Origin of the sequence: Agreia sp. VKM Ac-1783 (assembly GCF_900177765.1) — a bacterium.
Lineage (GTDB): Bacteria > Actinomycetota > Actinomycetes > Actinomycetales > Microbacteriaceae > Agreia.
On the sequence record NZ_FXWI01000001.1, the window covers coordinates 1 to 15,297 of the forward strand.

The following is a 15,297-nucleotide window of genomic DNA, read 5'->3' on the forward strand; positions in this document are numbered from 1 at the left end:
GTCACCGTCAGCAGGGCCAGGGCGGCCGGGGCGAGGAGCGCTGCGAACACGCCTTGCAGTCCGCGCGCGATGATGAGTTCGGTGCCGTTCTGGGCCATACCACCGATAGCGGAGGCGATACCGAAGCCGAGCATGCCCACGAGGAAGGTGCGCTTGCGGCCCCAGTAGTCGGCAACTCGGCCGCCGAGCAGCAGCAGAGCACCGAATGCCAGGGCGTAGGCGGTGATAACCCACTGGCGCTCTACGTCACTGAGGCCGAGCTCCTGCTGGGCCTGCGGGAGAGCGATGTTGACGATGGTGCCGTCGAGCACCACGACGAGCTGAGTGAGCGCGAGAACGACGAGCGCCCACCAGCGCTGGGGAGAGGCGGACATTGCGGACACAGGCCGCGAGGGCATAGACATAGAAAAAATCTCCGGGGCTAGATGAGGGCGCCGGAGGTTTCGAGCCTCGGATCGACCGCGCAAAGCGCTCAGTCAACCGCTCCGATCAGAATCGGCCAGACAACGACCATAATCTATTTCTGACTTCGACCGTCAGTGCATTTCCCCAAATCTTTCGGCGTGCGAGCATCTGACAAGGTGTGCGGCTCCAAGTCGCCTCGCCGAGTCGATCATTCGCGTTTGGAAGAGTGCTGGAAGGTGCGCAACTGGAGCATGAGGGAGAATCTGGACTCGCTGTTGCCCAGATCGATCCCGCCGATCTCAGCGACTCGGCGCAGACGGTACCGGAAGGTATTGGCATGGACGTGTAGCGACACCGAGGCCGCTGACACATCGCCGAACGCGTCGAGCCACGCCCTGAGCGTGTCGACCAGGTCGGTGTCGTGACGAGCGTCGTATGTGATCAGGCGATCCAAAGGGCCGGTCGGCTGCACATGCTCGGCCGCCATGATGTCGGTGAGGCGCTGCAGAAGCACCGCGTCTTGAAGCTCGGTTGCGTGCACGAGCAGCGGTACGGTTGGCTGTGGTCGGGCCGACTGCAGGAGGAACGCTCTCAGCGCCTGGTCGGCCGACCTCCGGCTGTCTGGGGTGTCGGCGGCGTCTGCCACGGTATCGCCGATGACAGCCAGAAGCGCCTGAGCGCTCCACTTCTGTACGAACATCTGCACGGTCGATGTAACGGTGATGTCGCCGTTCTTGCCGAGCGGTACCACAGCGTAGACGTGACCGTCGACGAGCGCACTGCGCGCCTTGGGGAAGGTGGCCTGCATGTGCGAGCCGAAGACGAGGGCCGCCTCGCGCATGGCGGTGTCCATGGCGCCCGGCTCCTGCGAGGCGATGACCACGACTACCCACCGGGACCGGGTGATCCCGAGTTTGAATGCTTCCTCGCGCGCGGCCGGCCCGCCCCGCATGAGGCTGAGTACCTGGGCCGTTGCACCACCCTGGGCTGCGCGTTCCACCGCAGCAAGCTCGGCGACGTTGGGAGCGATCATCGCGGCACCCCTCAGCAGGGCCTCGTGCAATTCTGCGCTCGGCCCAGCCGCAGTGGCTGCCCAGATCGACCCCAGGGTGTGGCCCTTGTGATGAAGGCGCACGACCGCGCGGGGGATTGTGCCACCGACGCCCTCGGTCGGAACGTGCACCACCTCGTCACGCCCGTAGATGCGTTTGAAGTACCCTTCGGAACGGAGGAAGTCGGTGTTGTGCTGTGACACCTGGCGAGCGAGCACGGTGGCCTTGCGGGCTTCGTCCGCCCGGTTCTGGTCATCCGAGAAGGCCAGGATCTTCGATCCCAGATCCTCGATCGTGACGGGTGCGTCGACCATCTGGGAGACGGCGTTGGCGAGCGCGAAGAGGTCCACTCCACCCTGTCGGCCCGTGGTCTGCCCCGGCGACAGCGCGTCACCGAGGATCTGGTGCACGGAGACGATGAGTTGCCGCCAGGTGTACCCCTCGGCGAGCTCGAACACGGCGATGCCGCCCTCGACGGCCTCACGCACAGCCTCGCGGGGTGCTGCGGCCGCGCTGCGCACGATCACCGCGATGACCCCGCGGAGGCTCGCCTCTGCGAGCAGTTCGGCGAGGGCCGTCGCACCGCCCACACCCGGGCAGAGGAGGACGGTGCCCTCAGCCGCTTCGATGGATTCCACGGGGTCGTAGTAGTGGATGTCCGCGACGGGCGCGGAAGCGGCGATCCTGCCGGCGACGAGTTCGAGGACCGACGGTCCGAGCTCGCCGAGCATCTCTCCCAGGACAACTGCCACGAAACACCACGCTCTCCGACGCCGTGAATGACTCCCGGCTTCGTGCTCGAGTGTACAAGCGGACGATCCGATCGACGGGTGAGGAGGCTTGGTGAACCGGACATAGCCGGGCCGTACTTTCTGGTGAACGCAACATAGTGACGGTGTTTCGCGCCGGATACCTTCTACTCCAAGGGTTCGCCGGATCCCACGGGCGTCTCCAGCAGATGTATCACGGACGCTCACCCTTCACCTACGAAAGCTGAAATCATGACAGCCATGTTCTCGTCACATGCTCGTCGAGCGCTGGCCCTTGGGGTCTCACTCGCTGTAGCAGCACTCACCCTCGCAGGTTGTAGCGGGGCACCCTCGACCTCCAGTTCCAAGGAACTCACAATCGGCATGCAGACGAGCCCCGCCTCGCTCGACCCTGCACTGCTCGACCCCGGCCTCACCTACTTCGCCGACCTGGCGTACACGCCCCTCATCATCCGCGGTTCCGACGGAACGCTGCGACCGGGTCTGGCCACGGAGTGGGGATACATCGGTGACGGCAACACCACCTTCCAGCTCAAGCTGCGCGATGGCGTCGAGTTCTCGGATGGCGGCAAGCTGACCGCTCAAGGCGTCGTCGATCACCTGAACTATGTGCAGTCCGCGGGCGCCACTCCCTCCACCTGGCTCAGCGGCGCGACCTTCACTGCCGTCGACGACATGACCGTCCAGGTCTCCTTGGCCAGCCCGGTGCCCAACGTCGAGTTCTTCTTCAGCCAGTTCGGTACAGGCCTCGCTGATGTGATCAGCCCCGACGGCCTCGCCGATCCCGCGTCGCTCGGCACGACTACTCACGGAGCCGGCCCCTATGTTCTCGACAAGGCTGCGACTGTCACGGGTGACCACTACGTGTACACCGCGAACCCCACTTACTGGGATGCCGAGAACGTGCACTGGGACAAAGTCACGATCAAGGTCATCGCGAACCAGAGTTCGATCCTGAACTCGATGAAGTCGGGACAGATCGATATCGCTCCGTTCGACTACACCACCGCAGCGGACGCCGAGGCCGCAGGCATGAACGTGCATTCCGTGCCGAACGTGTTCACAGGCCTCAACCTGCTCGACCGAGCCGGCACCCTGGTGCCCGCCCTCGGTGACGTTCGCGTTCGACAGGCGATCAACTTCGCGATCGACCGCGATGCCGTAGGAAAAGCGCTCTACGGCGACTTCGCCGACCCCACTACGCAGACCACTCAGGATACGGGCTTCCAGGAGGATCTCGACGACTACTACGCCTACGACCCAGACAAAGCGCGCAAACTGCTCGCCGAGGCCGGCTACCCCGACGGATTCGAGTTCACTGTCGCCTCCACACCGTTCTTCAACGGCGACACAATGGTGCAGGCGATCGCCGGCCAGTTGGCAGAGGTGGGCATCACGCTGAAGATGGAGAGCATCGCAGACACCAGTGAGTGGGCGACGCGTATGTCGTCCGGCGAGTTCCCGGCAGCCTCGATCGGGTACGGCAGCCTTCCGCTCTCGGTCGAAGGTCCTGGACTGTTCCTGCCGACCGCCTTCTTCAACGCCTTCCACAGTGAGGACGCGCAGCTCACCGATCTCTACGGACAGCTGCTTGTCGCCGCACCGGACGACGTGCAGAGCGTAAGCGAGAAGCTTCAGAAGCGCGTCGTCGAACTCGCATGGTTTGCTCCGGTCGGCTGGGCCCCGCTCGGCTACTACTGGTCGGACAAGGTCGACTCGACCGAGCTCAACGCAACGACGGGTCTCTCGCCCAGCGCCGCGATCATCGACGTCAAGCCCGCTGACTGAAGCTGAGGAGCAAGCAATTATGAGGTCCAGCCACCTTTCCGAGGGAGTTTCGTCGTGATTCGCCTCCTGGCGAGGTGGCTGGGTACCTCAGCGTTACTCCTCTTCGTTGTATCTGCCCTCACCTTCGTGCTCACCGCGCTCGCGCCCGGAGATGCGGCCCGGGTCATCCTGGGCAAGAACGGAACAGAAGAGCAGTATCAGGCCCTTCGGCTACAGCTCGGCCTCGACGAGCCCCTGCCGGTTCGGTATTGGAACTGGCTGAGTGGTGCCCTTCACGGAGATCTGGGCGTGTCCATCTACAGTCAGCAGAGCGTGACCGACATCATCGGTGGACGCCTGGCTCCCACGCTCGCCCTGGTGGTCGGGGGCCTGATCTTCTCGGCGGTCTTGGGCATAGCGCTGGGCATCGCGAGTGCCCGCGGTCGTGGTCGCTTGTCGAAAGTGACAGACGTGATCTCGCTCCTCGGGGTATCGATTCCGCCTTTCTGGCTGGGCTTCATCCTCGTGACCGCCTTCGCGGTCGCCCTCCCCTTATTCCCCGCAACGGGCTACGTCGACTTCGCCAGCTCGCCCTCTGAATGGGCGCGCAGTCTGGTACTTCCCGTCATCACGCTCGGCGTGGGGGGCGTCGCCCTCATTGCGAAGCAGACACGCGACGCGATGAGCAAGCAGCTGAGTCTCGATTACGTCGACGCCATGCGGGCGCAGGGACTGTCCGAGCGCTCGATCGTCTTCAGGCACGTGCTCAAGAATGCGGCCATTCCGATCACGACGGTCCTCGGAATCCTGTTCACGGGCCTCTTCAGTGGAACCGTGCTTGTCGAGAACGTCTTCGCGCTTCCGGGACTCGGCGGTCTCATCGTGCAGGCGACGGCTTCGCATGACATCCCCATCGTGGAGGGGGTGGCACTGGTGTTCGCACTCGTCGTGGTGCTCACGAACCTCGTCGTCGACATCATCAACGGCCTGCTCAATCCGAAGGCGAGACTCGCATGAATTCCGTACGCGCTTTTCTGCGCAAACCGCTGGCGGTCGCCGCTCTTGTCTTCCTTGTGGTCGTGGTGCTCGCGTGTCTGTTCGCCGACGTACTGGCGCCCTACGATCCCATCGCTCAGGACCTTGCGGCGGCGAACTCCCTGCCCACCCCTGCTCACCTCCTCGGTGCGGACACCCTGGGTCGTGACATCTTGAGTCGACTGCTGTTCGGTGGGCAGGTGACGCTCTCTGGCTCGCTCGTCGCGGTGTTGGTGTTCTTGGTCTTCGGCCTCACCCTCGGAATGCTCGCGGGCTACGTTCGCGGTGTGCTCGACGTGGTTCTGACAAAGATCGTCGAAGTACTGTACGCGGTGCCGGTGATCATCATCCTTCTCGTCGTGCTGTCGGTGTTCAGCCAGAACCTCGTGGTGGCCATGGTGACCCTGGGCGTTCTCGGCTTCGGCGGGCTCTTCCGGGTCGTGCGCGCCACCACGCTCGCCGCCAGCGGCGAACTGTACGTCAAGGCAGCGCGCGCTTCCGGATTGAGCCATGGCAAGGTGCTGTGGCGACACATACTCCCGAACGTCTGGGGGCCGGTGATCGTGCAGGTTTCGCTGTTCGCGGCCTCTGCTGTACTCGTCGAGAGCGGACTGGCGTTCCTCGGGTTCTCGGTGAAGGCCCCCGACCCGAGTTGGGGCTCGATGATCAGTGATGCCTCGCAGGCCCTGACCCGTTACCCGTGGTTGCTGGTGCCGCCGGGGGCTACCATCGCTCTCGTCGTGTTGTGCCTCGGACTCGTCGGCGACGGTGTGCGCGACTCGATGTCACGCGATGGCAGGGCACCGGCGCGCAACACCGGAGCCCGCGCAGCACTCCCAGACAGGGATGTGCCCGAGACAAACGACTCCGCACTTCTCAGCGTGCGCGACCTCTCGGTCGGTTTCGGTCGCGGCTCCGACACGACCATTGTCGTGCGTAACGTGAACTTCGACGTCATGCGCGGCGAGGCGCTCGGCATCGTGGGCGAATCCGGCAGCGGCAAGACCGTCACGGCGAGAGCGCTGATCGGACTGCTGGGTTCCGGCGGCCGTGTTCTCGGAGGCTCGATCACTTTCGACGGTGTCAGTCTCGGCACGCTCGGACGCTCCGCTTTGGCGCGCTTACGAGGATCGGGCATCGGGCTCATTCCGCAGGAGCCGATGAACACTCTCGATCCTGTCTTCACCATCGGCTCCCAACTCCGGGAGGTGATTCGCCGTCACGACAGATCCTCGCGGCGGGCGAGCGAAGAGCGCGCTGTCGAGCTGCTGGAACTTGTCGGCATCCACGACCCGGCGGCGGTGCTGCGGAAGTATCCCCACGAGCTCTCCGGCGGAATGGCGCAACGCATCGGCATCGCTCTGGCGCTGGCCGGACGGCCGAAGCTTCTGATCGCCGATGAGCCGACAACTGCCCTCGACGTGACTGTGCAGCAGCAGATTCTCGATCTGCTCGTCGAACTCCGCCATCGATTCGGAATGGCTCTCGTGCTCGTCACGCACGACTGGGGCGTGCTCGCGGACGTCTGCGATCGCGCGGCCGTGATGTACGCGGGGGAAGTCGTGGAAGAGGCCGCGGTGGTCGAGCTGTACGAGCGGCCCCTGCACCCCTATACCCGTGCGCTGATCGCGGCAAATCCGCATGGCGCGGTGCCAGGGGAACCGCTGCCGAGCATCCCGGGTCAGGTTCCGCCGCCGACGGCGTGGCCGAAGGGCTGTCACTTCGCGAGCAGGTGCGCGTTGGCGACGGACGCCTGCCGCGAGGCCCCCATACCGTTCGTGCTTCCCGAGCCCGACCGCGGCAGCCGATGTATCCGTATTGACGCACTGGTAGGTGAGGCATGAGCAAATTACTCGAGGTGACTGACCTGACGGTGTCCTACCGACGGGGTTTCCGTCATCCCCCGCTGCTGGCCAATGACGGGGTATCGATCTCCATTTCCCGAGGCAAGACTCTCGGCATCGTGGGGGAGAGCGGCTCGGGCAAATCGACGCTGGGGGATGCCATCCTGGGGTTCGCGCCCGTCTCGAGCGGCAGCATCCGTTTCGATGGCGAGGAGCTGGTCGGTGCCTCGGCGGCCCGTCGTCGCGAACTGACCAAGAACATCCAGGTCATTTTCCAGAACCCCTACGGCTCACTGAACCCCGCCAAGCCCGTCGGCGCGACTCTTCTCGAGCCGCTCGTCGCCCATCGGATCGCGAGCGGCGCCGCGGCAACAGCACGCGTGGAAGAGTGGCTCGAAGTCGTTGGACTGCCAGCCGATGCGGCGAAGCGCTATCCTCGCGACTTCTCGGGCGGGCAGCGTCAGCGCATCGCCATCGCCCGAGCGTTGCTCGTCGAGCCCGAACTTGTCGTATGCGACGAGGCTGTCAGCGCGCTGGATCTCTCCATTCAAGCTCAGATTCTAAATCTGCTGCTCGACCTCCAGCATCGTCTCGGCGTGAGCTATCTCTTCATCACTCACGACATGGCTGTCGTGGAGCACATGGCAGATCGCGTCGCAGTGATGCACAGGGGAGTGGTCGTCGAGGAGGGATCTGCCCGCGATGTCGTGCATGCTCCAACCGCTGAGTACACCCAGGCGCTCCTCGCTGCTGCCCCCTCGCCTGATCCCCGTATCCAGCAAGCGCGTCGACGAGAGCGGACTGCGCCATGAGCCGCGTCGTGCTGGAGGAAGCGATTCGTGAGTGGCTCTCACGGAACGAGGAACTCTCGTCGGCCCTCGGTCTCGACGACGATGCACCGAGCGAAGCAGGGCGTGCGTCGAATAGAGATCTGAGCGACCAGCTGTTTGCAGAATTCGGCCTCCACGCTGACTGGGATGTGTCCGTCGAGGATCATCTGGTCTCGGTGCACGGAGGTGAGATCCGGGTGCGGCAGTACCGGCCGAACCGTGTGAGGGGTGTTCTGCCGGGATACCTGCTTCTTCATGGCGGAGCCTTCTGGCTCGGGAGCATCGACGAATCGATCAATCGAGCATTGGCTTCTCAGCGTGCGGCGGAAGCGGGAGTGTCTCTCTTCGACGTGGACTACCGGCTGGCGCCCGAGCATCCCTTCCCCGCCGGTCTTGAAGACGCATTCACGGCGCTGACGTGGGTGCACGAGAACCACGACAGTCTCGGGGTCGATCCCGATCGCCTGGTCATCGGAGGAGTCTCCGCGGGCGGCAATCTCGCGGCCGCACTCAGTCAGCTCACTCGAGACAGAGGAGGGCCACGGCTCGCAGGTCAGATCCTCGAAGTGCCGTTGGTCGATTTTCGGGGCGCTCTCGAGTGGTCGGGGGAAGGCGCTGACATCGTCGGAAGCTTGGATCTGGCCGGCGTGGCGGCGTTCTATGCGCCGGGTCAGTCCTTGGACAGCCCGTACCTGTCGCCGATCGCAGGATCGTTCGAGGGTCTGCCCCCGACGCACGTGATGACTGCGGAGTACGACCTCATCGCTGCTGGCGCAGAGAAGTACGTCGTCGCCTTGCGCGAGGCCGGCGTCGATGTCTCCTCGACGCGGCACTCGGGGATGCTGCACGGCACACCGGGAATCACCGGGCGAGTGCGGCAGGCCCGGCTGTGGCACGAGGAGGTATCGGCAGTGCTGCGCGACATGGTCGGACGCTGACACGGACCGGCCGTCTTCCGAAGCTGTAGCGCAACCCCTTAAACCATCCCGACATCATCCGCCTCGTCCCAAGAAAGAGGACACCATGCACATCGACCCGATCGCCCTCGACACACTGTCGTCCCTGGCCCAGCAGCCTTCGGATCCGGCGCTAACCCCGGCCCAGCGTCGCGACATCGTCGCCGACGACCTGCAGCAGTTCATGACGAGCCTCCCGCGCGATCCGCGGTGGGATGCGGTGGAGATCACCGACCTCACGGTCGCAGGTGAGCATCGCGAGATCCCGATCCGGATCTTCCGTCCGTCCGGAACCGCCGAAGCCCTGCCGTCGGTGCTGTACTTCTTCGGCGGCGCCTTCTGGATGCGTTCATACGACACCGAGGACATGCTCTCCATCTGCCGCCAGCTCGCCGTTGAGGCGAATGCCGTCGTCGTCGAGATCGACTACGCGCTTGCCCCCGAATATCCCTACCCTGTGGCCCTGAACGAGGGCGCGGCGGTGCTGCGATGGATGGCGGAAAGCGGGCACGCGTACGGCATCGACCCCACGCGACTCGCAGTAGGAGGCATCTCCTCAGGCGGCGCCATTGCGGCAGGGGTGGCACTCATGGACCGGGACAGCGGAACACCACTCGTGCGCCTGCAGATACTCGAGGTGCCCGGCATCGACCTCGCACTGTCACTGAGCGCCAGCCCGCCTGCCGAGTTCACCGACGCCGACCTCGAGACCTTCCTCGAGTTCCAGAAGTTCTATCTTCCAGACGGAGTACCGGCCGACGATCCCTACGTCTCGCCGGCAGACACGCCCTCGGTCGAGGGCCTGCCGCCCGCTCTGATCCTGTCGGCTGAATTCGACGTCATCCGTCCGTCGGGCGAGGCCTACGCCGATCGCTTGCGGCTCGCGGGTGTCACGTGCGTGTCGGTGGTCTTCGGCGGGCAGGTGCACTTCTCGCCTCAGCTCGCTTCTGTGTCGCCCTCGTCGCGGGCATGGCGGGGGATGGTCACGGAGGCCGTGCGCGGCCTGCGCCGCAACCCCGCCGCGCCGCTCTAAGGCCGAGTCGGTCACTATGGAGGACAATCACGTCTGTGCCGCCGAGCACTTGATCATTCCGACCGAGAGCGGAGCGCTCTATTTCGCCGCAGTCACGCCGGTGGTGAAATCGACCTCATGACGATCACTGATGGCTTTGTCTCTGTAGGCCAGTACCTCGCCACCCGTCTCCTGCAGCTCGGCGTGCGCCACGTCTTCGGCCTGCCAGGCGACTTCAATCTCAACCTTCTCGACGAGATGGCCACTGTCGAAGGAATCGAGTGGGTCGGTTCATCCAACGAGCTGAACGCCGCGTACTCGGCCGATGGCTACGCACGAGTCGGCAGGTGCGCGGGCGCGCTCGTCACCACGTTCGGTGTCGGCGAGCTCTCTGCGCTCAATGGCATCGCCGGCAGCTTCGCCGAGCACGTGCCGGTCATCCACATCGGTGGCCTGCCCGCGCGTGCGTCGATGGACTCCAGCGCTCCTCTCCACCACACTCTCCTCGACGGCGACTACGGACACTTCGTTCGGATGTTCCGCGAGGTGACCGTGGCCGATGCCATCATCGACGAGGCCACCGCGGCCGGCGAGATCGATCGACTGCTCGTGGCCATGATCTCGGCGAGCAAGCCCGTCTACCTCGGGGTGCCTCTCGATGTGGCGAAGGCCCCCGTCTCGGCCCGATCGCTCGACGTTCCGCTCGCGCCGCTGGCAAGCGACCCGCATGCTCTTTCGGCCTTCGCGGTGGCGCTCTCGCGCGAATTCGCGGACGCTCGATCGCTCGTGGTCCTGGCGGGTCCAGACATCCACAGACGCGGGATCGAGCGCGATGTTGCTGAACTCGCCGAACTCCCCGGCATCAGCATCGCCTCGCAGAGCGGCTCGAAGGCGATCCTTGATGAGAGTCACCCGTCCAGTCTGGGCACCTACCTCGGGGCCACGACGCGCAACGCCGAATCGCGTGCACGCGTGGACGACGCGGAACACCTCGTGATGATCGGCACGGCGTTCAGCGACTTCACGACGGGATTCTTCACGCATGGCTACGACCCCGCGTCTGCTGTCGAGCTGGCGCTCGATCATGCGCGCATCGGGCATGCTGTCTACCCGGGCGTTCGTCTTGACGACGCGGTGCGCGCCCTACGTCACGCCGCGGAGTTGGCCCCGCTTCAAGTTGGGCCGGTGATCGAGCCCGTCGCCGCTGCTTCTCGCGTGACCGTGGAAGGCGATTCGGCTCTCGCACACGACTCGTTCTGGCCCGAGATCCAAGACTGGCTTGAACCCGACACGACCATTGCAGCCGAGGCGGGGACGGCATTCTATGGCGTGTTGGATCTCGACCTCCCCGAGCGCAGCGACCTGATGGGCCAGCCGATCTGGTCGTCGATCGGGTTCACTCTGCCCGCCATTTTCGGCGCCATGCTCGCACGTCCCGATCGCCGCCCCGTGCTGTTCATCGGAGACGGATCGGCTCAACTCACGATTCAGGAGTTGGGTCACCTCTACGCATACGGTCGCAATCCCGTGGTCTTCCTCCTCGACAACGACGGCTATACGGTCGAACGGAAGATCCAGAGCCCGGATGCGCGCTATCAGGACATCGTGCGCTGGAACTGGGATCTCGTGCCGGCTGCATTCGGCGCCGACGATATCTCCGTGCTCAGCGCCAGTACTTCGGCCGAGCTGCAGACAGCACTGTCCAGAGCCCGCGCCGCCGATCGCGGCGCTTTCATCCGGGTGGTTCTTCCCAAGTACGACGCTCCTCGTCTACTGGAGGTGCTCGCGCGTGGCATCTCGGAGGTCAACAAGCACTGAGCTCAGAACGATGGCGGGGTCATGGCGCCGATCAGGACGGCCGCCGCGGTGGTGGCGTTCGCGTACCAGTGCGGTATCGACGCGTCGTAGGTGATCGTGTCACCCGCGGCGAGTTCGTGCCTCTCGTCTCCCACTACGACGATCAATTCACCCTCGACGATGATCACGCACTCCTCGCCGTCGTGGCGGAACGGCGCCGATTCGTTGCTCCAGCCCGCGCCGATTTCGGCGCGGATCATTCCGAGCTGGCCGTTCAGACTCGGCGTGAGGAGTTCGTAGACCAGATCGCGCTCAGACAACAGGAGTCGACGGTGGGATCCCGCACGAACCAGTTCGACATGCTGGGGCTGGGGGTCTGGGCCACCGAAGAATTCGCCGACGCCTACCCCCAGGGCCTGGGCGAGTTTGATCAGGGTGCTGTAGGAGGGATTGCCGTTGCCGCGCTCGATCTGGCTGAGGATCCCGGAGCTTACGCCGGCAGCGCCGGCAAGGGCGTTGAGGCTCATGCCGGAGGCCGACCGCAGCGACCGCACGATGTCTCCGAGCTCCTGAGGGGCTTCTGTAGGGTCCTGCGTCGCGGATAGCTCTGGCTCGTCGCTCATCTCGCTCATCTCGTCCTCACGCTCACGCTTGCAGGGCTAGATCGTTGCGGTAGACCGTGCCTGCCTTAGCCACGAAACGAATCGCGCGAAGCGCGGTGATGTCCTCGAGAGGATCCCCGTCAACGATGATGAGGTCGGCGGCCTTACCGACCTCGAGCGTTCCGGTTGTTGCGTGCAGGCCCGCGTTCACGGCACCGTCGCGCGTAGCGGAGAGAAGCGCTCGCGCCGGGGTGAGCCCGATCCTCACCATGGCGATAATCTCGTCGACGAGCCCATCGTGCGGGTTGAATGGTGTGCCCGCATCCGTGCCCGCCGCGATGTTCACTCCCGCTTCGACCGCGGCTCGGAACATCGAGATGCTGCGGTCCTCCTCCGCTCTGGCCTTGTCGACGATCCACGACGGGATCGTGCCGTTCGCGCCCTCGGCGACAATATTGCCGATCGCCGCGAGGGTGGGGACGAGGTAGGTGCCTCGATCGAGCGCGAGGTCGAAAAGGGCCGCGTCCAGGTGGAATCCGTGTTCGATCGTGTCTACGCCTGCAAGAATTGCGTTCTCGATGCCCTCTCGGCCGATCGCGTGAGTCGATACTCGACGGCCCGCATTGTGCGCCTCCTGCACGATCACCGCGAGCTCCTCTCGCAGCAGCGCCGTCTGCGTGGGCTTGACCTCCGATGTGAGCACTCCGCCGGTCGCCATGGCTTTGATGAAGCTCGCTCCCTCCTTGAGCTGCCCGCGGACAGCCGTCCGCACGGCGTCGACTCCATCCGCCTCGACGCCCATGAAGTAGCAATGTCCGCCGGTCATGGTGATGACGCGGCCGGCAGCGACGACGCGGGGACCGGGGACGATGCCCGTGTCGATCGCGCGGCCGAGATCGATCACCACGTTGTCGGCGGCCCCGCAGTCCTTCACCGTCGTGATTCCTGCGTTCAGCGTGATGAGCGCGTTCGCGGCCGCACGGTATGCCGCCGTCGCCGTCGAGTCGCTGCGCACCTGGGCGCCGAGGTCGGCTGCTCCATCGTTGGCGAGGTGCACGTGCGAGTTGATCAGGCCGGGCATAATCGTTCCGGCTGCAGCATCGATCACGATGTCGACGGGAGGAGCCTCAGCATCGGGGCCGATCCATCCGATCACTCCATGATCGACGAGGATCGATCGACCAGCGTCAGTTGTGCGCCCATCGTTACCGTCGAAGATTCGACCATTCCGCACGAGCCAGCGTGCTGAGGGTTGTCGTTGGAGCTGGTGAGTGATCATAAAATATTCACTATAGTGCACGGTTATCTACTGAATTATACGGAAGTCTTGCTTCGCAGGAGTTGGGCGGTTCGATAGGGGATCAACTCCTTGAGGATGATCGACGTCGAGGTCCGTCGGATGCCCGTGCAGCCGAGAATTCGCTGGCCCACCCGGTAGAGGTCATCCGCGTCGATCGCCACGACGTGGCAGATGAGGTCTGTCTCCCCGGACACCGCGTTACATTCAAGAACTTCAGGAATGGTCAACAGTTCTTTCATGGCTTTCTCGAATTCACTCTGGCCCACCTCTGCGGTGACGAAGGCTCGCGTGCCATACCCGAGCGACTCTGGTCGCACGAGCGTGCTGGTCAGGCGAAGAACTCCCTCGCCGAATAGAAGTGAGATCCGTGCCTGCACTGTGCCACGGGCAAGGCGTAGGCGCTCGGACAGCCACCCGACCGTCGCCCGGGGTTCCACGTCGAGAGCGAGTATGACTCTCTGGCTCGCTTCATCGATCCTTTTGGCCATATTCGCCACGGCATGTCCCAACGTCTGCAGATCATCGATCAAATCGATCATTATGTCGAACGACTATTCCATATCTTGAACGGTCACAACGACAATTTATGCATGAACGCCGCGGATGTGACAACCGTTGAGATCATCGTCAGCGACGATTCGACGGCCCTCGGCCTCATCGTGCGCGTGGTCTCAACACCTCCCTTCTCGCTGGAGAGGCTGCGCTTCTCGAAAGTCACCGCCACGAAGAGCCGTCAGGTCCTGATGGACGTCGTTGCGAACGGTCGCTGCGATCTGCTCAGTAAGAGGTTGAACCGCATTGTGCCGGTGCTGCGTGTGCGTCTACTCGATCCGCTAGAACTCTCCCCACGACGAAAGAACAGAAATGACATACCCAGGACTGCCTGATTTCGACCATGAACGTGTGACAACCGTGGTGGGAGAGCGCTCGGGCGCGACGATAACCGTTGCCTTGCATTCGAGCCGGCTCGGCCCCGCGCTCGGCGGCTGCCGTTTGTGGAACTACGACAGCTGGCTCGACGGAGTCGTAGACGCTTTGCGTCTGTCGTCGGCTATGACCCTCAAGAACGCTGCGGCGGGCCTCAACGCTGGCGGAGGAAAATCTGTGATCGCGCTCCGACGGGGCGAGGTCCTCGATCCGCAGCGACGACGGAATGCCCTGCTCGACCTGGGTGACCTCGTCGAAACGTTCGACGGTCGATACCGCACGGCCGAAGATGTCGGAACCAACGAGGCGGATATGGGTGTCGTGGCCGAGCGCACCCCGCATGTGGTGGGCTTGCCGGCACAGGGCGGTGGCACCGGAAACCCGGCCCACGACACCGCCCTCGGCGTCTACGCGAGCATCGGCGCCACGCTCGAGGCGATGGGAGCCCCCGGCATTGTAGGCAAGACGATAACGATCTCCGGCCTCGGTCAAGTGGGTGGTCGCCTTGCCAAGCTGCTCGCCGCCGATGGTGCGCAGCTGATTGTGGCCGATGTGAATCCCGCGTGCCGAGCTCTGGCAGACGAACTCGGCGCACAATGGGTCTCCATCGAGGAGGTGCTGGTGACCCGGGCGCACGTGTTCGTTCCTGCCGCCTTGGGAGGAGTCCTCACCGATGATGTGATCGATGCGCTACCCGTTCGCGCCGTCGTCGGCCCGGCCAACAACCCGCTTGCCCACAGGGAGGGCGCTGATCGTCTGGCCGAGCGGGGGATTCTCTACGCGCCCGACTTCGTCGTCAATGCGGGGGGAGTCATCTACCTGACTATGGCGGCGGAAGGCGCTGACCGGTCGATCATCGACGATCGTGTGCGAGGCATCGGTGACACGCTCCGAGCGGCGTTCCGAGATGCCGACGAGAAGGGCATCACGCCCCTCGCCGCGGCCGAGGGGATCGCTGCTGCGCGGTTGGCCGATGCGATTGGCCGTTCGCACAGCTAAC

The 15,297-nt window shown here is 64.5% G+C and carries 14 protein-coding genes; 9 read left to right on the forward strand and 5 right to left on the reverse strand.

The features are described 5' to 3' along the window. Nucleotides 1–374: MFS transporter (locus CCK87_RS00005; RefSeq protein WP_249273637.1), on the reverse strand; the 374-nt coding region annotated here is incomplete at its 3' end. Between the two features lie 239 nt (nucleotides 375–613). Continuing rightward, nucleotides 614–2,209 carry a PucR family transcriptional regulator gene (locus tag CCK87_RS00010; protein ID WP_140162728.1) on the reverse strand — a complete coding sequence of 532 codons (1,596 nt, stop codon included), beginning with the start codon at nucleotides 2,207–2,209 and terminating at the stop codon, nucleotides 614–616. A 381-nt stretch (nucleotides 2,210–2,590) separates the two neighbouring features. On the opposite strand from CCK87_RS00010, the gene CCK87_RS00015 reads away from it, so the two are divergent. From CCK87_RS00015 to CCK87_RS00045, 7 genes are all read left to right on the forward strand, one after another. Next, nucleotides 2,591–4,015: an ABC transporter substrate-binding protein gene (locus CCK87_RS00015; RefSeq protein WP_170927076.1), complete on the forward strand. Its 1,425-nt coding sequence runs from the start codon at nucleotides 2,591–2,593 to the stop codon at nucleotides 4,013–4,015. Nucleotides 4,016–4,069: 54 nt separating this feature from the next. Then, nucleotides 4,070–5,011, forward strand: a complete 942-nt coding sequence (locus tag CCK87_RS00020; RefSeq protein ID WP_086459490.1) for an ABC transporter permease — start codon at nucleotides 4,070–4,072, stop codon at nucleotides 5,009–5,011. Further along, nucleotides 5,008–6,873, forward strand: coding sequence for a dipeptide/oligopeptide/nickel ABC transporter permease/ATP-binding protein (locus tag CCK87_RS00025; protein WP_086459491.1), 1,866 nt, complete (start codon nucleotides 5,008–5,010; stop codon nucleotides 6,871–6,873). The genes CCK87_RS00020 and CCK87_RS00025 overlap by 4 nt, the downstream gene beginning before the upstream one ends. Then, nucleotides 6,870–7,685, forward strand: a complete 816-nt coding sequence (locus CCK87_RS00030) for an ATP-binding cassette domain-containing protein (RefSeq protein ID WP_086459492.1) — start codon at nucleotides 6,870–6,872, stop codon at nucleotides 7,683–7,685. Before CCK87_RS00025 ends, CCK87_RS00030 begins: the two co-directional genes overlap by 4 nt. Further along, the gene (locus CCK87_RS00035; RefSeq protein WP_086459493.1) at nucleotides 7,682–8,641 is read left to right on the forward strand and encodes an alpha/beta hydrolase; all 960 of its coding nucleotides are present in this window, start codon (nucleotides 7,682–7,684) and stop codon (nucleotides 8,639–8,641) included. The genes CCK87_RS00030 and CCK87_RS00035 overlap by 4 nt, the downstream gene beginning before the upstream one ends. Nucleotides 8,642–8,726: 85 nt before the next feature. After that, nucleotides 8,727–9,692, forward strand: a complete 966-nt coding sequence (locus tag CCK87_RS00040; protein ID WP_170927077.1) for an alpha/beta hydrolase — start codon at nucleotides 8,727–8,729, stop codon at nucleotides 9,690–9,692. A gap of 117 nt (nucleotides 9,693–9,809) precedes the next feature. Next, a complete protein-coding gene (locus tag CCK87_RS00045; RefSeq protein WP_086459495.1) occupies nucleotides 9,810–11,489 on the forward strand; it encodes a thiamine pyrophosphate-binding protein in 1,680 nt (559 codons plus the stop codon). Nucleotides 11,490–11,491: 2 nt separating this feature from the next. On the opposite strand, the gene CCK87_RS00050 is transcribed toward CCK87_RS00045, so the two are convergent. The 3 genes from CCK87_RS00050 to CCK87_RS00060 form a co-directional block, all read right to left on the reverse strand. Then, nucleotides 11,492–12,100 (reverse strand): cupin domain-containing protein, encoded by a 609-nt coding sequence (locus CCK87_RS00050; RefSeq protein ID WP_212638172.1) that lies wholly within the window; start codon nucleotides 12,098–12,100, stop codon nucleotides 11,492–11,494. Between the two features lie 13 nt (nucleotides 12,101–12,113). Further along, on the reverse strand, nucleotides 12,114–13,226 hold the full coding sequence (locus tag CCK87_RS00055; protein ID WP_170927078.1) for an amidohydrolase family protein: 1,113 nt from the start codon (nucleotides 13,224–13,226) through the stop codon (nucleotides 12,114–12,116). Nucleotides 13,227–13,384: 158 nt separating this feature from the next. Then, entirely contained in the window at nucleotides 13,385–13,900 is a 516-nt protein-coding gene (locus CCK87_RS00060; protein ID WP_249273638.1) for an Lrp/AsnC family transcriptional regulator, read from the reverse strand. On the opposite strand from CCK87_RS00060, the gene CCK87_RS00065 reads away from it, so the two are divergent. Together CCK87_RS00065 and CCK87_RS00070 are read left to right on the forward strand one after the other, a co-directional pair. Continuing rightward, entirely contained in the window at nucleotides 13,871–14,257 is a 387-nt protein-coding gene (locus CCK87_RS00065; protein ID WP_170927079.1) for a hypothetical protein, read from the forward strand. The two genes, CCK87_RS00060 and CCK87_RS00065, sit on opposite strands and share 30 nt — an antisense overlap. Next, the gene (locus CCK87_RS00070) at nucleotides 14,235–15,296 is read left to right on the forward strand and encodes a Glu/Leu/Phe/Val dehydrogenase family protein (protein WP_086459498.1); all 1,062 of its coding nucleotides are present in this window, start codon (nucleotides 14,235–14,237) and stop codon (nucleotides 15,294–15,296) included. The genes CCK87_RS00065 and CCK87_RS00070 overlap by 23 nt, the downstream gene beginning before the upstream one ends. The last annotated feature ends 1 nt before the right edge of the window (nucleotide 15,297 follow it).